The sequence below is a fragment of the uncultured Castellaniella sp. genome (assembly GCF_937988725.1).
In the GTDB taxonomy this organism is placed as follows: domain Bacteria; phylum Pseudomonadota; class Gammaproteobacteria; order Burkholderiales; family Burkholderiaceae_B; genus Castellaniella.
This window is the reverse complement of record NZ_CALKHS010000003.1, coordinates 28,550-45,446: the sequence shown is the minus strand read 5'-3', so window position 1 is coordinate 45,446 and position 16,897 is coordinate 28,550. Positions and strand designations below refer to the sequence as shown.

17 protein-coding genes are annotated in these 16,897 nt (G+C 65.7%); 13 read left to right on the top strand and 4 right to left on the bottom strand.

The genetic code is table 11. The features are described 5' to 3' along the window. Positions 1–5: 5 nt before the first annotated feature. The 4 genes from Q0263_RS01610 to Q0263_RS01595 all read right to left on the bottom strand — a co-directional run bounded on the left by Q0263_RS01610 (position 6) and on the right by Q0263_RS01595 (position 3,741). Positions 6–599 (bottom strand): 2-hydroxychromene-2-carboxylate isomerase, encoded by a 594-nt coding sequence (locus Q0263_RS01610; RefSeq protein ID WP_298012722.1) that lies wholly within the window; start codon positions 597–599, stop codon positions 6–8. Beyond that, entirely contained in the window at positions 586–1,917 is a 1,332-nt protein-coding gene (locus tag Q0263_RS01605) for an MFS transporter (protein ID WP_298012720.1), read from the bottom strand. Before Q0263_RS01605 ends, Q0263_RS01610 begins: the two co-directional genes overlap by 14 nt. A gap of 89 nt (positions 1,918–2,006) precedes the next feature. Continuing rightward, positions 2,007–2,774, bottom strand: a complete 768-nt coding sequence (locus Q0263_RS01600) for an aldolase (RefSeq protein ID WP_298012718.1) — start codon at positions 2,772–2,774, stop codon at positions 2,007–2,009. A gap of 85 nt (positions 2,775–2,859) precedes the next feature. After that, positions 2,860–3,741, bottom strand: a complete 882-nt coding sequence (locus Q0263_RS01595; RefSeq protein WP_298012716.1) for a LysR family transcriptional regulator — start codon at positions 3,739–3,741, stop codon at positions 2,860–2,862. A 283-nt stretch (positions 3,742–4,024) separates the two neighbouring features. Between Q0263_RS01595 and Q0263_RS01590 the strand changes: the two genes are divergently transcribed. The 13 genes from Q0263_RS01590 to pyrF are packed head-to-tail and all read left to right on the top strand — an operon-like array spanning position 4,025 to position 16,890. Further along, the gene (locus Q0263_RS01590; RefSeq protein ID WP_298012714.1) at positions 4,025–5,044 is read left to right on the top strand and encodes an NAD(P)-dependent oxidoreductase; all 1,020 of its coding nucleotides are present in this window, start codon (positions 4,025–4,027) and stop codon (positions 5,042–5,044) included. A gap of 15 nt (positions 5,045–5,059) precedes the next feature. Continuing rightward, positions 5,060–6,127, top strand: coding sequence for a dihydrodipicolinate synthase family protein (locus Q0263_RS01585; RefSeq protein ID WP_298012712.1), 1,068 nt, complete (start codon positions 5,060–5,062; stop codon positions 6,125–6,127). 46 nt (positions 6,128–6,173) lie between these two features. Beyond that, positions 6,174–7,181, top strand: a complete 1,008-nt coding sequence (locus Q0263_RS01580; RefSeq protein WP_298012710.1) for a tripartite tricarboxylate transporter substrate binding protein — start codon at positions 6,174–6,176, stop codon at positions 7,179–7,181. A gap of 7 nt (positions 7,182–7,188) precedes the next feature. Next, positions 7,189–7,761, top strand: coding sequence for a tripartite tricarboxylate transporter TctB family protein (locus Q0263_RS01575; protein WP_298012708.1), 573 nt, complete (start codon positions 7,189–7,191; stop codon positions 7,759–7,761). A 30-nt stretch (positions 7,762–7,791) separates the two neighbouring features. Next, a complete protein-coding gene (locus Q0263_RS01570) occupies positions 7,792–9,330 on the top strand; it encodes a tripartite tricarboxylate transporter permease (RefSeq protein ID WP_298012706.1) in 1,539 nt (512 codons plus the stop codon). Continuing rightward, positions 9,331–10,200 carry a sugar phosphate isomerase/epimerase family protein gene (locus tag Q0263_RS01565; protein WP_298012704.1) on the top strand — a complete coding sequence of 290 codons (870 nt, stop codon included), beginning with the start codon at positions 9,331–9,333 and terminating at the stop codon, positions 10,198–10,200. It begins immediately after the preceding gene. Next, a complete protein-coding gene (locus tag Q0263_RS01560; protein ID WP_298012702.1) occupies positions 10,190–11,620 on the top strand; it encodes an enolase C-terminal domain-like protein in 1,431 nt (476 codons plus the stop codon). Before Q0263_RS01565 ends, Q0263_RS01560 begins: the two co-directional genes overlap by 11 nt. Next, the gene (locus tag Q0263_RS01555) at positions 11,617–12,264 is read left to right on the top strand and encodes a TetR/AcrR family transcriptional regulator (RefSeq protein ID WP_298012700.1); all 648 of its coding nucleotides are present in this window, start codon (positions 11,617–11,619) and stop codon (positions 12,262–12,264) included. The genes Q0263_RS01560 and Q0263_RS01555 overlap by 4 nt, the downstream gene beginning before the upstream one ends. Before the next feature lie 54 nt (positions 12,265–12,318). After that, positions 12,319–13,482 (top strand): Gfo/Idh/MocA family oxidoreductase, encoded by a 1,164-nt coding sequence (locus tag Q0263_RS01550; protein WP_298012697.1) that lies wholly within the window; start codon positions 12,319–12,321, stop codon positions 13,480–13,482. 9 nt (positions 13,483–13,491) lie between these two features. Next, positions 13,492–14,679, top strand: coding sequence for a dihydrodipicolinate synthase family protein (locus tag Q0263_RS01545; protein ID WP_298012695.1), 1,188 nt, complete (start codon positions 13,492–13,494; stop codon positions 14,677–14,679). 41 nt (positions 14,680–14,720) lie between these two features. Continuing rightward, positions 14,721–15,599: a sugar phosphate isomerase/epimerase gene (locus Q0263_RS01540; protein ID WP_298012694.1), complete on the top strand. Its 879-nt coding sequence runs from the start codon at positions 14,721–14,723 to the stop codon at positions 15,597–15,599. A gap of 41 nt (positions 15,600–15,640) precedes the next feature. Then, positions 15,641–16,024, top strand: a complete 384-nt coding sequence (locus Q0263_RS01535; RefSeq protein WP_298012692.1) for a diacylglycerol kinase — start codon at positions 15,641–15,643, stop codon at positions 16,022–16,024. 23 nt (positions 16,025–16,047) lie between these two features. Next, complete coding sequence (gene pyrF / locus Q0263_RS01530; protein ID WP_298012691.1) at positions 16,048–16,890, top strand: orotidine-5'-phosphate decarboxylase; 843 nt, start codon at positions 16,048–16,050, stop codon at positions 16,888–16,890. Positions 16,891–16,897 lie beyond the last annotated feature (7 nt).

Below are 16,897 nucleotides of genomic sequence, written 5' to 3'. Positions count from 1 at the left end.
TGGTCTCAGGCCGCCAAGGCCCGGTCCAGAAATTCCAGCCGGTCCTGTCCCCAGAAGACTTCCCCCGCCAGCACATAGCTGGGTGAACCGAACACGCCGGCCGACACCGCTTCGTCCGTGTATCGCCGGTACTGCTGCTGCGCATCAGGCTGTGCTGCGCGCTGCAGCATGACAGGCCCGGGCAGGCTCAGCCGCGCGGCTACATCAAGCAGCACGTCGGCCTGGGAAATATCCTGTTCGTGGCACCACTGCGCCGCCAGAATGTCCTTGTGCAACCGAGCCACGGGATGCCCCAGCAGCGCGGCCGCGATCAAGAATCGCGAAGCCAGCGAAGCGTCCGGGCACATATGCCGGGGCGTCACGTTGATCCGCATGCCCAGCAACGGCATCCAGCGGCGCAATTCCTGTTCCCGGTAATTCCGGCGCTGGACTGAGCGCTGGGGCAAGGGGATGCCCCCCGTGCGCGCGTAGACATCCAGCAGATCCACGGGTTTGTAGTTCACCTGGACGCCATGGCGATCAGCCAGCAGCGCCAGGCGATCCGCCCCCAGCAAGGCCCAATCGGAATTCAGCCAGAAATAATAATCAAGCCGCTTCATATTGCCGCCCTTCGAGCACGAGGGACCGCGAACGCATCCGCCAGGCGCACACGCCGGCGATGGCGCCCAGGCTGAGCAGGTACCACACCACGTAGCGCGGATTGCCGTCGCCCAAGGCCAGCAGCCACGTAGCCACCAAGGGAGCCAGACCGCCGCCGATGGCGCCGGAAATCTGCACTGCGAGGGAAATGCCGCTATAGCGGACCTCGGGCGGGAACTGGCTCGAAAACAGGCTGCCTTCGGGGCCGTAGAGCATGGCATAGACGCAGCCGATGGCCAGCACCATGCCCAGGGTGATCATGCCGAATTCAGCAGTCGCCAGCAGGTCGAAAAACACATTGCCGACGATCAGCACGCCGATGGCGCCAAGCATGAAGACGTACTTATGCCCGATGCGATCGCCCAGCATGCCGCACAAAGGCATGGTGAAAAAAGAGACTGCCGCCCCCCACATGATGGCATCGAGCACCGTGATTTTCGGAATCCCCAATGTCCCGGTGGCATAGGCCAGGGCGAACGTCACCACGGTATAGAACCAGGTGACTTCGCCCAAACGGGCGCCTATCACCAGCAAGACGCTGCGCGGATGCTTGGTGAGCACCGTGCGCAGAGGCACTTCGGCTTTCTTGCCGGCGGATTGCATGGCCTCGAAATCGGGCGACTCGGCCACGCGGATACGAATGAACCAACCCACCAGCAACAGCACCACGCTGGCCAGAAACGGCAGGCGCCAGCCCCAGCTGAGCATCTGCTCTTCGGGCAACGCCGCGACAGCGGCCATGGCAAAAGACGACAGAAGCAGGCCCGGCGCCACCCCGGCCTGGGGCAAACTGCCGAAAAAGCCTTTCTTGCCTTCGGGGGCGTGTTCCACCGCCATCAGCACGGCGCCCCCCCATTCGCCACCGACGGCCACGCCCTGCAGAAATCGCAGGATGACCAGCAAAATGGCAGCCCAATAGCCGATGCTGTCGTAAGACGGAATCAGGCCGATCAGGATGGTGGGCACTCCCATCATCACCAGGGTAATGAGCAGCATGGACTTGCGTCCGACCCGGTCGCCGAAATGCCCGAACACGATCCCGCCCAGCGGACGGGCGAAAAAACCTACCGAATACGTGGCAAACGCCGCCAGCGTCCCCATCAGGGGATCGAACGCCGGAAAGAATATCTTGTTGAAAATCAGGGCGGCTGCCGTTCCATACAGAAAAAAGTCATACCACTCGATCGTGGTCCCCAGCATGCTGGCGACACCAGCGGTCACGTAATGCCTTGATGACCCAGGCCTGCCCGGCCTGCCAGAAGATTGTTGCTTTTGCATGCATGTCTCCCTGCCGGCTTTGGCCGGCATATGTTTTTGATGATTTTGTGCGTCGGGGTCTCAGGCCCCGATCAGGCGGGTACTGCTCGTCAGGCTGCAGATCGGTCGATCTGGCGGCACCAGTAATCGAACGTGCCTTTGACGATCGAGGGCTTGAGCAGATAGTCGTGGGCTTCCTGCGCCAGATGATCCGGCACGGGGGTCAGCTCGCCATAGACGCGGGCACGGGTCTGCATGCGGGCCGCACGCTCCAGGTAGACGGACAAGTAGGCGGCTTCGGCCACGGTGCCGCCAGCCGTCAGGTAACCATGATGCGCCAGGACGATGGACCGCTTGCCACCAAGCGCCTCGGAGATCAACACACCTTCCTGGTCGGCTATGGGCACCCCGGGCCAATCGGCCAGAAATGCGCAGTCATTGTGAAAAGGCGTCATGTCCATTTGCGCCACTACCAAGGGCTGCCGCGCCGCCACCAGAGCGCTGACCCAGGGGGAATGCGTATGAATGATGGCGTTGACATCCGGCCGGCTCTTGTAGACCCACAAATGGAAGCGGGTGGCCGGATTGGCCATGCCCTGCCCCGACAGGGTTTCCAGATCCGGGCCGACCTCTATAAAGTCATTGGGCGTGGCCTCGTCAAAGCCCAGGCCAAAGCGCAAAGTCCAATAAGCCCCTGGGGTGTCGGAGCGCGCGCTGATCTGCCCGGCCAGCCCTGCTTCCTGACCGGTCGCGGCCAGGATCCGACAGGCATAGGCCAAGTCTTCCTGGACAGTCCGCTCAACAGGGTGCAGGTGTTCGCGCATTTCTTGCGTAGCGCGTTGATCGAAATATGATTTTTCCCTCAGTACCGCTGTCATGACTCGTCCCGGTTATGTGATTGATTGACATTAGTCATTCTAGAGACAAGGTCTTTCCAGAACCATGAACCTCAGGTCATACCTGCTATGCCATTGTGGAAATGGTCCGAGCCATGCTCAGCAACTGGCGCGCGAGGCTGTCGGCGCCGACGTCCCTGCGCACGATGGCCACCACCAGGCGTTGCAGCCCGGGCGCCTGCAAGGGAGTCTTGACCAGGCCATAGTCCCGCAACAGCGACGTCGGGATATTGGTCGGCAGCACGCAGGCGCCGATGCCTGTCGCGCTGAGCTGCAGCATGGCATCGACCGTTTCCGCCACCACGACCACGCGCTCGTCCAACCCGGCGCTTTTCAGCATGCGGCGCAAAGCGTAGGGCTCCGGAAAGCCCACCAGCATCAAAGATGAACTGGCAAGATCCACAGGCACCCGGTCAGGCAGATCCTGCTCACGCGCAATGAGACACATCTCGTCCATGAACAGCGGGGTCGATTCCAGTTTGTCACTGGCCACGGCCGAGTCATAGACCAGGCCGATATCGGCCTTGCCCCTTTCCACCAATTCGACCACTTCCGGAGAGCTGCGCGCCAGGACATTCAGGTTGACCTGAGAATGTTTGCCGACAAAGCGCGACAGCAGGGAGGAGGCAAAATAGTAGCTGACGGTATGAATGATGGCGATGCTCAAGCTGCCTTGCGTCAGGCCTTCCCTGTCACGCAGTTGCACCAGCATGTCATCGACCATCGTATAGGCCGGCGCAGCCACCTCGGCCAGTTTGCGGCCCGCCTCGGTCAATTCCATGCCCCTGCCGGTGCGCAGAAACAGCGGTTTGCCCAGATAGGACTCCAGAGAGGCCAGCGTGCGGCTCAGGCCGGATTGGCTCAGGCCCAGATCTTCGGCCGCGCGCGACAGCGAAGACAATTCCGCGATCTTCAGAAAATACCGGACGGGCCGGTCCAGACTGTCCATGACATGAGCCTTTTTTGAGGATGATCAGAGCCCGACACGGCGATGGGCATGGCATTGGCAGCACAAGGCTGCGGCCGGCCCTCCAACTGAGCCTGCAGCGTGACCTTATTATCTCTATTCGTCAATCGACAAACGACATCAAAGTCGAGCGACCGATCAGCCTCATACCGGCAAAACGACACGGCATTGCAGCGAGAGCAGCCTCCGGCCATCCAGGGAATACCCTGATTGATTCAATTCACCATCCGGTGAAAATAATGGCATCGTGCTTTGGGAAAATGCCATGTCGCTACCCCACCGCTTCAACGATGTCTCCCAGCTGGAAGAATGCCTGTCCAGGCCCTCCGAAGCCCTGATCGAAGATCTGGGCACGGCGCCGGGCGATCTGATGATCCTGGGCGCGGGCGGCAAAATGGGGCCGACGCTGGCCCGCATGGCCAAGCGCGCCTCTCCCGGCCGGCGCATCATCGCCGTGGCCAGATTTTCCGAGCCGGGCCTGCGCGCTCAGCTCCAAGAGCAAGGCATAGACTGCATTTCGGGCGATCTGCTCGATCCCCGGACACTTCTTCAACTGCCCTCCGCCCCCAACATCGTCTTCATGGCCGGCCGCAAATTCGGCTCCACCGGCAGCGAATGGATGACCTGGGCGATGAACAGCCATCTCCCGGCGCTGGTGGCCCAGCGATTCCCGCAATCCCGCCTGGTGGTTTTTTCCACCGCCTGCGTCTACCCGTTCGTGGAAACGCGCGGCAAGGGGGCTCCGGAATCCGCAGCGCTTGAACCAGTTGGTGAATACGCCAATTCCTGCGTCGCACGGGAACGCCTGTTCCAGTATTTTTCGCACCAGCACCGGACGCCCGGACGCCTGCTCAGGCTGTCTTACGCCATCGACATGCGATACGGCGTTCTGCACGACGTAGCCAACCGGATCCTGCGGCGCCAGCCGATCGACCTGAACATGGGGTTCGCCAACATCATCTGGCAGGGGGACGCCAATGAACGGGCGCTTCGCGCCCTGGCCCATTGCGACACCCCGACTTCTCCCCTGAACCTGAGCGGCCCCAGGATCGCGATCCGCGAGGTCGCGGCCGGGATGGGCGAACGCCTGGGCATCGAGCCCGGCTTCACAGGCGCCGAGGCCGACAGCGCCCTGCTGGTCGACTGCTCGCAAGCCGACCGGCTTTTCGGCCCTCCCCGGGTCGGCCTGGACACGCTGCTGGACTGGACCGCCGACTGGGTGCGGCAAGGCGGGCTCAGCCTGGACAAGCCCACCCACTACGAGGCGCGCGATGGCAAATACTGAACCGAGGCCCCGGTAATGCACTGGTCCTCCCTGCCTGACGACACTCTGGCGGCCTTGCGCGCAGGGTCCATGATTCCAGCGCATCTGCTGGCCCTGAATGCCGATCGGACCCTCGACACCGACCGCCAGCAAGCCCTGACGCGCTACTACCTGGACGCCGGGGTCGGCGGCCTGGCGGTGGGCGTGCACTCGACCCAATTCGTCATCCGCGAAACCGGCCTGTACCGTCCCGTCCTGGAACTCGCCATCCGGACGGCCCGGGACTGGACTCCCCTGGGCGGACGCCGGCCGCTGTTCATGGTGGCCGGCCTGGCGGGCAAGACGGAACAGGCCGTGACGGAAGCGCGCACGGCCCGCGATCTCGGCTACCACGCCGGACTGCTCAGCCTGGCCGCGTTCCCGGGAGCCGGCGAATCGGAACTGATCGCCCACTGCCAGGCCGTGGCCGACGTCATGCCGCTAATGGGCTTCTACCTGCAGCCCGCCGTAGGGGGGCTGTTCCTGTCGCAATCGTTCTGGCAACGCTTCTCGAGCATCGACAACGTGCTGGCGATCAAGATGGCCCCCTTCAACCGCTACCGCACGCAGGACGTCATCCGCGGCGTTCTCGCCGCCAGGGCGGAGGACCGCGTCACCCTGTATACCGGCAACGACGATCACATCGTGCTCGATCTCCTGACGCCGTTCACATTCATGCGCGAAGGCCAGGCCGTCACGATCCGCATCCGCGGCGGTTTGCTGGGCCACTGGAGCGTATGGACCGAACGCGCCGCGCACGTATTCAGGCGCATCCAGGAAGCCGCCCATGCGCAACGGATAGACGCCGCGCTGCTGACCCTGGACGCGCAAATCACGGACTGCAACGCGGCCCTGTTCGACGTGGCCCACGATTTTCGCGGCTGCATCGCGGGCTGTCATGAAATCCTGCGCCGCCAGGGCCTGTTCAAGGGAATCTGGTGCCTGGACCCGCGCGAAGGTCTCAGCCCCGGGCAGGCCGAAGCCCTGACCCGGGTGCAGAACGATTACCCGCATTTGGTGGACGATGCATTCGTCGCCAAAAACCTCGGCCGGTGGCTGGAGTGACCACCCTACCGCCCGGATTCACTGAGCAACCACAAGGAGAGCTCCGATGAAAAAGCGTGTATTCCTTCAAGCGACGGCCGCCCTCGCCGTGCTGGCCGCAGCACTTCCCGCCAGCGCCGAGGACTGGAAGCCGACGCGTCCCATCAATCTGATCGTCCCCTGGGCGGCCGGCGGCTCCACCGACCAGGTCACCCGCATCACCGCCGCGGAGCTGGAAAAAATCCTGGGGCAGACCATCGTCATCGTCAACCAGCCCGGCGCATCGGGCGCCATCGGCACCCGCAACGCGTTGACCGCCGACAAGGATGGCTACACGTGGACGGCGGGCGCCGCCCAGGACCTGGGCGCCTACCAGACCCTGGGGTCCCTGAATGCGAGCATCAAGGACTGGCATCTGTTCCTGAACGTCGCCAACGTCTCCGTCCTGGGCGTCAATCCCCAGCGCCCCTGGAAAACCGGCAAGGAACTGATCGATGCCATGAAAGCCAAACCCGGGCAGATCAGCGTGGCGACGGCGGGCGTCACCTCGGCGGGCCACGCGGCCATGGACCGCATCGTCAGCGCGACCGGCGTCAAGTACAAGGAAGTGTCCTACGATGGCGGCAATCCGGCCGTGCTGGCCGCCGTCGCCGGGGAAACCGACCTGACTTCCCAGCTTGCGGTCGAACAGGCCGACATGATCCGGGGCAAGCGGCTGCGCCCCCTGGGCGTCGTGGGCGAAAAGCCGCTGGAACTGGAAGGCTACGGCACGATCCCGTCCTTGTCCAAGGACATCCCCAACCTGCAGGCCCCCCTGAACTATTTCGGCATCTTCATCCCCAAGGGCGTGCCCGACAACGTCATCCAGACCCTGGAAAAGATCTGGGCCGAGAAAATGCCGGCGGATGCGGCGCTGAAGAAATACGCCACATCCCGGGGCGCCGTCTACGACCCGCTTTATGGCGAAGCCGCCCAGAAAGCCGTGTTCCCGGCCGTGCAGCTGAACGCCTGGAACATCTTCAACAGCGGCAAGGCCAAGGTGCCCCCGGACACCATCGGCATCCCGAAACCCTGAGGCCGCCATGGATCTTCCACAACCGGATCTCGCCAAGCCCCGGGACGCAGGCCCGCCACCCGACGAGGCCTCTTCGCCCCGGGCCGATCTGCACGACGCACTGGGCTGGATGGTGCTCGGCCTGGCGATCGTCATCGCCTCCTGGAAGATGAGCCGACTGGAAGACCAGCATATCAACCCGCTCACGATCCCGGGCCTGGTCCCGGGATTGCTGGGCGCGGGCATGATCATCATCGGCGCCATCCTGGGCCTGCGCAGCTGGGAACGCCACCGGCGCGAATCCGCGCACACCGCGCCGACGACCGATGACACCGCCCGTCTGCGGCGCAAACGCGTGCTGCTGACGATCATATTGTGCTGCGGCTACAGCATCGTGCTGATCGGCCATGGCCTGCCCTTCTGGCTGGCTTCCTCCATCTACGTCACCGGGTCGATCCTGGCGCTGGACCGCCTCCACCTGGCCCCGGATCTTCACCCCTTCAGCCTGAGATCCCTCAGCCACGCGCTGCTGGTCGGCGTCGGCTCCTCGATTGTCGTCTGGCTCGTATTCGAACGGCTTTTCCTGGTCCGACTGCCCTAGGGCCGGACTTCTTTTTCGCGAGACACGCACATGCTGAACGGTTTGCAAGATCTGGGCGCTGCCTACCTCAGCTTCATGGAACCCATGACCCTGCTGTACGGCCTGGGAGGGGCGTTCGTCGGCCTCATCATGGGCATTCTGCCGGGTCTCTCCGCGACGCTGGCCATCGCCCTCCTGACCACCGTCACCATCAACCTGCAAGGCAACGAAGCCATTCTGGTGCTGATCTGCTCCTATGTCGGCGCCCTGTACGGCGGTTCCCGGACGGCCATCCTGCTGAACATCCCGGGAACGGCCGCGAACGCGGCTTCCTGCGCCGACGGCTTCGCCCTGGCCCAGCAGGGACAGGCCGGCCGCGCCATCGGCATCGCCACATCGGGCGCCGTCACCAGCACGCTGTTCGGCGTCATCTTCCTGGCGACGCTGACGCCCCTGCTGTCCGACATCGCGCTCCAGTTCGGCGCCTTCGAGTTCTTCTGGCTGGCTCTGTTCGGCGTCACGCTGTCCGGCAGCATCGTCGGCGGCGACCCTCTCAAAGGCTGGATGATGGGCTTGCTGGGGCTCTTCCTGGCCCAGGTCGGGGAAGAAAGCCTCTATGCCTACGACCGATTCACCTTCGGCTGGGAGGAACTGGCCGGCGGCATCGCCCTGATACCGGCCCTGGTCGGCGCTTTCGGCCTGGCGGAAGTGCTGATGGCGCTGTCCGACCCCGTGGAACGCAAGATCCACGACCTCACCGATTCGGTCCTGCCCCGCTGGCGCGATCTGTTCCAGTATCGCTGGACCGTCATGCGCTCCGGCCTCATCGGCGTGTTCACGGGACTGCTGCCCGGGGTCGGCGAAGACGCGGGATCATGGGTGTCCTACGCGGCAGCCAAGGCGGTCAGCAAGGAAAAGGAAAAGTTCGGCAAGGGATCCATCGACGGCCTCATGGCTGCCGAAACCGGCGACATGTCTTCCGTCCCCGGCCACCTCATCCCCGTCCTGTCCCTGGGCGTGCCCGGTTCCGCGCCGTCAGCGGTGCTGATGGCGGCCATGATCATCCACGGCGTGCAGCCCGGCCCGATGCTGATGATCGAACATCCCGACTTCATCTACCACGTGGTCGCCATGACCACGCTGGCATCCATCGCCATCCTGCTGTTCGGCCTGTTCGGCGTTCGCCCCATGCTGCAGGTCCTGAAGGTTCCCAGGAACATCCTGATGCCCATCGTATTCCTGCTGTGCGTCGTGGGCTCGTTCGCCGTCGCTTCACGGCTGTTCGACGTCTACGTCATGGTGGCCATCGGCGTCGGCGCCTACTTCCTGCGCCGGCGGGGCTACGAGATGGCGCCCCTGGTCCTCGGACTCGTCCTGGGCCCCCTGCTGGACAAAAGCCTGCGCCGGGGCCTGGTGCTCTCCGACGGCAGCCTGATCCCGTTTTTCACGCGGCCGATCGCGCTGGTCCTGGCCACCATCACGATCTTCACCTTCCTGCTCTACGTGCCGGCGGTCCGCGCCGCCATCGGCCGCCTCGCCGCTCTCGCCGGCCGCAATCTGCACAGACTCCTCGGCAAGGGAGGCGCCTGAATGGAACACGCCAAGCACATGCGGATCGCTCTATGCAATGAAGTGCTGCAGCCGCTGGATTTCCCGGCGCAATGCCGCCTGGCGGCCCAGCTGGGCTACGACGCGCTGGAAGTCGCCCCGTTCACGCTCAACTCCGATCCCTTGAGCATCGCGGACGCGCAGGCGCGGGACTACGCGCGCATTGCGCGCGATCACGGCCTGTTCATCTCAGGGCTTCACTGGCTGCTGGTCGCGCCCGCGGGGCTGTCCATCGTCAGCGCCGACGCCGCGCAGCGGCAGCGCACCGTCGAGGTCATGATGCGGCTGATCGAACTCTGCGCGCTCATGGACGGGCGCTATCTGGTGCACGGTTCGCCCAAGCAGCGCTCGGTTCCGCCAGGATCGAGCCGCGAGCAGGCCTGGGCGCGCGCGCGGGACTGCCTGCGGAAAGCCGCCGAACACGCCCGGGCATGCGAGCTTCACTACTGCCTCGAACCTCTATCGACGCGCGAAACGGATTTCGTCAATACCGTCGGCGACGCCGTGCGCATGGTGGAGGAAATCGATTCCCCGGGGTTCAAGACCATGATCGACTGCAGCGCCGCCGGGCAGACCGAGCGGGAATCCGTCACCGAACTGATCGATCGCTGGGTGCCAGGCGGACACATCGCGCACGTGCAGGTCAACGACCCCAACCGCCAGGGCCCCGGCCAGGGCGCCATGGACTTCGGCCCCATACTGCGCCGGCTGCGGACGCTGCAGCGGACAGGGGCCTACCACGGCATCATCGCCGTCGAACCCTTCGACTACGTGCCGGACGGACCCGGCTGCGCGGCCCGGGCCATCGGCTACCTGCGCGGCATACTGCAGGAGCATGGCAGTGACCATTGATGCACCCCGACTGAACATCGAAGCCATCGAGCTGTACGAACGGCCGGTGCGCCTGCGCCTGCCCTTCCGGTTCGGTGTCGTGACACTGACCGAATGCCCCCAGGCCTTCGCGCGCGTGCGGGTACGAGGCGCCGACGGACACGCCGCCTGGGGCGCGGCGGCGGAACTCATGGCCCCGAAGTGGTTCGACAAGAACCTGCAGCTGTCCAACGAGGACAACTTCCAGCAGTTGCGGACCGTCCTGTGGATGGCGCGGGACGCCTACCTGTCGGACTCCCGGCCCGCCACCGCCTTCGGCCACTTTGCCCGCCATCAACAGGCCCACGAGGACGCTTGCGCCGCGCACGGGTTCAATGCGCTGCTGGCCAGCTATGGCCCGGCGCTGCTGGATCGCGCCGTGCTGGACGCGGCATGCCGTCTGCACGACATCTCATTCTACGCAGCCATGCAGGCCAATCTGGCGGGCATGGACGGCGCCCTGCCCTCGTTCGCAGGCCTGGACATGCCCGGATTGCTGCGCAGCCTGCGCCCGGCCGCATCCATCGAGGCCCGCCATACGGTGGGCCTGCTCGACGCCATCACGGCGGCTGACCTGGTGCAGCGCGTCGACGACGGGCTGCCCGAAACGCTGGAAGAGGTCATCGCCGCCTACGGCCACCGATGGTTCAAGCTCAAGGTCAGCGGCCGGCGGCAGCAGGACATCGAGCGCCTGGGCCACATCGCTTCGGTGCTGGATCGCCGCTCCGACCCATACTTCGTCTCGCTGGACGGCAACGAACAATACGCGACGGCCCGGGAAGTGGCGGAACTGACCACGGCGATACGCGCCACACCGAAACTGGCGCGCCTGTGGTCCTCCATCGCCTTCATAGAACAGCCCATCTCGCGCCTGCACGCGCTCGAGACCGACCTGCGCGGCGTCGACCTGGGCAAGCCCGTGATCATCGATGAATCCGACGGGGTCCTGGATGCGTTCGCGCAGGCCCGGGCATGCGGCTACGCCGGCGTATCGTCGAAGACCTGCAAGGGCATCTATCGCTCGATGCTCAACGCCGCCCGCTGCGCCGCCTGGAATCGCGAACAGAGCGGCACGCGCTATTTCATGTCCGCCGAGGACCTGACCACGCAGGCCGGCCTGTCGGTGCAGCAGGACCTGGCCCTCGTCAACCTGCTGGGCATCACCCACGTCGAACGCAACGGCCACCACTACGTCAACGGCATGGCCGCGCAGCCCCAGGCGGAACAGGAAGCCTTCCTGCAGGCGCATCCCGATCTTTACGAACGCAGTCACGGCGCCGTGCGCCTGGCGATCCGCGCCGGGCGCATCCGGTGCGCATCCCTGGACCGCGCGGGCTACGCCAGCGGCGCGGACCCTGATTTTTCCGCCATGCAGGCCTTGGGCCCGGGAGCCGCAACATGAGCAACGTCGCGCCAGCGCCTGTTCCCGAACGTCAACGCGATGCGGACCGCTCGCAGGCGGCGATCCTGTCCGCGGCCCAGGACGAGTTCGCGGAACTGGGTTTCGACGGAGCCCGCATGGACGCGATCGCGAAACGCGCCCAGGTCAACAAGCGGCTGATCTACTACTACTTCCGCGACAAGGACCAGCTGTTCCAGGCGGTGCTGGAAAAAGCGTACCAGCACATCCGCAGCGCCGAACAGAAGCTCAATCTCCTGTCGCTATCGCCTCCGGATGCCGTGCGCAGGCTGGTCGAGTTCACCTGGAACTACAGCACGACGCACCCCGAATTCCAATCCCTGCTGAACAGCGCCAACGTGCACAAGGCCCGCCATCTGCGCCAATCCCGGGCCCGGGAACTGAATTCCCCGGTCGTCGACACGCTGGGCCGCATCCTGGAGCAAGGCCGACGCGACGGCATTTTTCGCGGCGGCATCGACCCCACGCAACTCTACATTTCCATCGCCGCGCTCACGTTCTTCTATCTGTCCAACAACCATACCTTATCCGCCATCTTCGACCGCCAGCTGCTCGCGCCCAAGGCGCGCCAGGAGCGCCTGACGCACATGTGCGACCTGATCCTGGGCTACGTGATGCGCGACTGAGGGATACCGACGCAACGCCTGCGCCCTTCCGACATTCTCAAAGGAGTTTTCACCATGACCACACAACGATTGGGAATCATCATGCACGGCGTCACAGGCCGCATGGGCATGAACCAGCATCTGATCCGGTCGATCGTGGCCATCCGCGAACAGGGGGGGGTGCCGCTTGCCAACGGCGACCGCGTGATGCCCGACCCCATCCTGGTGGGCCGCAACGCGGAGAAGCTCCAGTCGCTGGCGCGGCAGTACCGGATCGAGCGCTGGAGCGCCAGCCTGGCGGACGCGCTCGCCAATCCGGACGACACGGTGTTCTTCGACGCCGGCAGCACCCAGATGCGGCCCGCCCTGCTGGAACAGGCCCTCGCGGCCGGCAAGCACATCTATTGCGAAAAGCCGATCGCCACGTCGCTGCAGGAAGCGCTGGCCATCGCGCGCACGGCGCAATCGTCCGGGCTCAAGCACGGCGTGGTCCAGGACAAGCTCTTTCTGCCCGGCCTGCGCAAGCTGGACATGCTGCGGCGCGCGGGATTCTTCGGGCGCATGCTCAGCGTGCGCCTGGAGTTCGGCTACTGGGTGTTCGAAGGCGACCTGCAGCCGATCCAGCGTCCGAGCTGGAACTACCGGGCCGAGGACGGCGGCGGCATGATACTGGACATGATGTGCCACTGGCGCTACGTCCTGGACAATCTGTTCGGCCAGGTCAAGTCGATTTCCTGCCTCGGCGCCATCCACGTGCCCGAACGCCGGGACGAGGCGGGCCGCCCCTACCGGGTCACGGCGGACGATGCCGCCTACGCCACGGCGGAACTGATCGGGCATTCGGGGGAACCCGTCATCGCGCAGATGAACATGTCCTGGGCCACGCGCGTGCGGCGCGACGATCTGGTGACGTTCCACGTCGACGGCACGCACGGATCGGCCGTCGCCGGCCTGCAGGACTGCCGCATCCAGAGCCGGGTCGCCACCCCCAGGCCGGTCTGGAACCCGGACGTCAAGCAATCCATGAACTTCTTCGACCAGTGGCAGGAAGTGCCGGATACCGAAACCTATGACAACGGATTCAAGATCCAGTGGGAGCATTTCATTCGCCACGTCGCCGAGGACGCGCCCTATCGCTGGACGCTCCTGGAAGGCGCGAAAGGCGTGCAGCTGGTGGACCTGGCCCTCCAGTCGTGGCGCGAAAGGCGCTGGATCGACGTTCCCGAACTGACCCTCTAGGAGCTCGCCATGTCCCTGATTCTGAACCTCCCGCAAGCGGACGGCGGACTGATCCCCTATGCACTGCAAGGCAAGCCGCCCGTCGCGGCGCCGGGCGGCAGGCACGCCTTCAACCGCATCGCCTATTCCGCCGCCCACGTCGTCTCCGACCCCCGCGCCGCCATCGACCCCTGGCTGCAGACAGCCGTGGACTGGGATGCCACCATCACCTACCGGCAGCATCTGTGGTCGCTGGGGCTGGGCGTGGCCGAGGCCATGGACACCGCCCAGCGCGGCATGGGGCTGGACTGGCCGACATCGCTGGAACTCATCCGGCGCACCCAGGAGGCCGCCCGGCACGTTCCCGGCGCGCTCGTGGCCTGCGGCTGCGGCACCGACCACCTGGCGGCCGACGAGGCCCGTTCGCTGCCGGACGTGCTCGACGCCTACCAGATGCAGATGGAAGCCATCGAGGCCCTGGGCGGGCGGCTGATCATCATGGCCAGCCGCGCGCTGACACGGCTGGCCAAAGGGCCGCAGGACTACCAGCAGGTCTATGACCGCATCCTGACGCAGGCCCGCGAACCCGTCATCCTGCACTGGCTGGGCGATATGTTCGACCCCGCGCTAAGCGGCTATTGGGGATCGCGGGACCTGGACCAGGCCATGGATACCGCCCTCGCCGTGATCGACGCGCATGCCGACAAGGTCGACGGCATCAAGATTTCCCTGCTCGACAAGGACAAGGAAATCGCCATGCGCCGCCGCCTGCCCGCCGGCGTGCGCATGTATACCGGCGACGATTTCAACTACGCGGAACTGATCGCGGGCGACGGCCAGGGCCAGGCGCCCGAACATCAGCACAGCGATGCCCTGCTGGGCATATTCGACGCCATCGCGCCCGCGGCCAGCGCGGCGCTGGCCGAGCTGACCAAGGGCAACACGGACCGATTCCACGCCATCCTGAGCCCGACCGTGCCGCTGTCGCGGCACATCTTCCAGGCCCCCACGCGCTTCTACAAGACCGGCGTGGTATTCATGGCCTGGCTCAACGGGCACCAGAGTCACTTCACCATGGTCGGCGGCCAGCAAAGCACCCGAAGCCTCGTGCACCTGGCCGAACTGTTCCGGCTGGCCGACCAGGCCGACCTCCTGCAGTCGCCCGATCTGGCCGCACACCGCATGCGGACCTTGCTGGCGCTGCACGGAATCGACTGAGACGCCGGCAGCCACGCCCCACAGAAGACAGGAGCATGCGAATGCGCGACTTCAGCACCAGCCATCGCTGGCTATCCATCAACACGGCAACCGTGCGCTTCAGCCAGGGCAAGCCCGCGCCCCTGGACACGATCCTGGACGCCTGCGCGGCGCGCGACATCCGCGCCGTATCGCCCTGGCGCGACCAGGTTGCCGCCATCGGCGTCAAGCCCATCGCCCGCCAACTGAGATCCCTGGGACTGGAGTTGTCCGGCTATTGCCGAGGCGGCATGTTCCCGGCAGCCGACGAGGCCGGCCTGCGGGCGGCCGACGAGGACAACCGACGCGCCGTCGACGAAGCCTGCGAACTGGGCGCGCCCTGCCTGGTCCTGGTGGTCGGCGGCCTGCCGGGCGCGTTGGCGGGACATCCCCTGCACAAGGACATCGCGCTGTCGCGACACCAGGTCGCGGACGGCATCCACCGCCTGCTGGACTACGCGCGCCCGGCCGGCATGCCGCTGGCCATCGAACCGCTGCATCCCATGTACGCGGCGGATCGGGCCTGCGTGAACACGATGGAACACGCCCTGGACCTGTGCGACCTGCTCGACCCCGAGCGGACCGGCGCCCTGGGCGTCGCCTGCGACGTCTACCACGTCTGGTGGGACCCCAAGCTGCAGGCGCAGATCGAGCGCGCCGGCCGGTCCCGGCTGCTGGCTTTTCACGTCTGCGACTGGCTGACGCCGACCACCGACCTGCTCAACGATCGCGGCATGATGGGCGATGGCGCCATCGACATTCCCCTCATTCGCGGCTGGGTCGAGGATCAGGGCTTCGCGGGCTACAGCGAAGTCGAGATCTTCTCGGCGGCGCACTGGTGGCAACGCGACATGGGAGAAGTGCTGGACACCTGCATCCAGAGGCACGGCAGCGCGGTGTAAGACCGGATCGAATCGCGATCCAGGATCAGTACAATGCTGCCATGACCCAGCCCTCCCCCTATAAAAGCACCGGCGGACTGATCCGCATCGTCCGCGCCTTCGGCTATTCGCTGCAGGGGCTGGGCGCCGCATGGCGGCACGAGGCCGCCTTCCGCCAGGAAACGCTGCTGGCCGTGGTGCTGATCCCCCTGGGCCTCTGGTTGGGCGATACCGTGATGGAACGGCTGCTGCTGGCCGGCGTGCTGGTGGCGGTGCTGATCGTCGAACTGCTCAATTCCGCGATCGAAGCCCTGGCCGATGCCATCAGCACGGACCATCATCCGCTGCTGGGGCGCGCCAAGGACATCGGCAGCGCCGCCGTCCTGCTGATGCTGCTGCTGGCCGGCGCCGCCTGGGCCTGCGTGCTGATTCCCCGCCTGGCATAGGCCATGACGCAAAGAGACTCCCTATGACTTTCATCGACAAACTGCATCGCGCCTGGGCCGGCCAGGACTCCCTGCTGATGGTCGGGCTGGACCCGGACACCCGCCGCTTTCCGGCGGAACTGGCGGGCCGCCCGGACGCCGTGTTCGAATTCTGCCGCCGGATCGTAGACGCCACCGCCCCATACGCCTGCGGCTTCAAGCCGCAGATCGCGTATTTCGCGGCCCTGGGCGCGGAAGACCAGCTGCTGGACATCTGCCGCCACATCCACGAACACCATCCCGGCCTGCCCATCGTGCTGGACGCCAAGCGCGGCGACATCGGCAGCACGGCCGAGCAATACGCCCGCGAAGCCTTCGAACGCTACGGGGCCGACGCCGTCACCGTCAACCCGTACATGGGCCGCGATTCGGTGCAGCCTTACATCGACTACGGCGACCGGGGCGTGATCATTCTGTGCCGGACTTCCAATCGCGGCGGGGCGGACCTGCAGGACATGCGCCTGGCCAACGGCACGCCCCTCTACCTGCACGTAGCGGACCAGGTCGCCCGCGTCTGGGACACCACGGGGCAATGCGCTCTGGTCGTGGGGGCGACATTTCCAGAGGAAATCGCCCAGGTGCGCCGCCGGGTGGGCGACATGCCGCTGCTGATCCCCGGCATCGGCGCCCAGGGCGGCGACGTCCAGGCGACAGTCCGGGCGGGCCGCACGCCCGCCGGGGCCGGCATGATGATCAATTCATCCCGCGCCATCCTGTACGCCAGCCAGGGGGACGACTGGGCGCAAGCCGCCGCCCAGGCGGCCGGCGCCACCCGTGACGCGATCCGCCAGGCGCTGGAGCCCTCCGCCCCGGCCGCCTCTCGCTGACATCCGG

What these genes read in the sequence shown, in the direction of transcription:
- Q0263_RS01575 (WP_298012708.1), top strand. Translation starts at nt 7,189, where the DNA reads ATGGATCTTCCACAACCGGATCTCGCCAAGCCCCGGGACGCAGGCCCG.
- Q0263_RS01565 (WP_298012704.1), top strand. Translation starts at nt 9,331, where the DNA reads ATGGAACACGCCAAGCACATGCGGATCGCTCTATGCAATGAAGTGCTG.
- Q0263_RS01590 (WP_298012714.1), top strand. Translation starts at nt 4,025, where the DNA reads ATGTCGCTACCCCACCGCTTCAACGATGTCTCCCAGCTGGAAGAATGC.
- Q0263_RS01595 (WP_298012716.1), bottom strand. Translation starts at nt 3,741, where the DNA reads ATGGACAGTCTGGACCGGCCCGTCCGGTATTTTCTGAAGATCGCGGAA.
- Q0263_RS01600 (WP_298012718.1), bottom strand. Translation starts at nt 2,774, where the DNA reads ATGACAGCGGTACTGAGGGAAAAATCATATTTCGATCAACGCGCTACG.
- Q0263_RS01585 (WP_298012712.1), top strand. Translation starts at nt 5,060, where the DNA reads ATGCACTGGTCCTCCCTGCCTGACGACACTCTGGCGGCCTTGCGCGCA.
- Q0263_RS01610 (WP_298012722.1), bottom strand. Translation starts at nt 599, where the DNA reads ATGAAGCGGCTTGATTATTATTTCTGGCTGAATTCCGATTGGGCCTTG.
- pyrF (WP_298012691.1), top strand. Translation starts at nt 16,048, where the DNA reads ATGACTTTCATCGACAAACTGCATCGCGCCTGGGCCGGCCAGGACTCC.
- Q0263_RS01580 (WP_298012710.1), top strand. Translation starts at nt 6,174, where the DNA reads ATGAAAAAGCGTGTATTCCTTCAAGCGACGGCCGCCCTCGCCGTGCTG.
- Q0263_RS01545 (WP_298012695.1), top strand. Translation starts at nt 13,492, where the DNA reads ATGTCCCTGATTCTGAACCTCCCGCAAGCGGACGGCGGACTGATCCCC.
- Q0263_RS01570 (WP_298012706.1), top strand. Translation starts at nt 7,792, where the DNA reads ATGCTGAACGGTTTGCAAGATCTGGGCGCTGCCTACCTCAGCTTCATG.
- Q0263_RS01540 (WP_298012694.1), top strand. Translation starts at nt 14,721, where the DNA reads ATGCGCGACTTCAGCACCAGCCATCGCTGGCTATCCATCAACACGGCA.
- Q0263_RS01550 (WP_298012697.1), top strand. Translation starts at nt 12,319, where the DNA reads ATGACCACACAACGATTGGGAATCATCATGCACGGCGTCACAGGCCGC.
- Q0263_RS01605 (WP_298012720.1), bottom strand. Translation starts at nt 1,917, where the DNA reads ATGCAAAAGCAACAATCTTCTGGCAGGCCGGGCAGGCCTGGGTCATCA.
- Q0263_RS01555 (WP_298012700.1), top strand. Translation starts at nt 11,617, where the DNA reads ATGAGCAACGTCGCGCCAGCGCCTGTTCCCGAACGTCAACGCGATGCG.
- Q0263_RS01535 (WP_298012692.1), top strand. Translation starts at nt 15,641, where the DNA reads ATGACCCAGCCCTCCCCCTATAAAAGCACCGGCGGACTGATCCGCATC.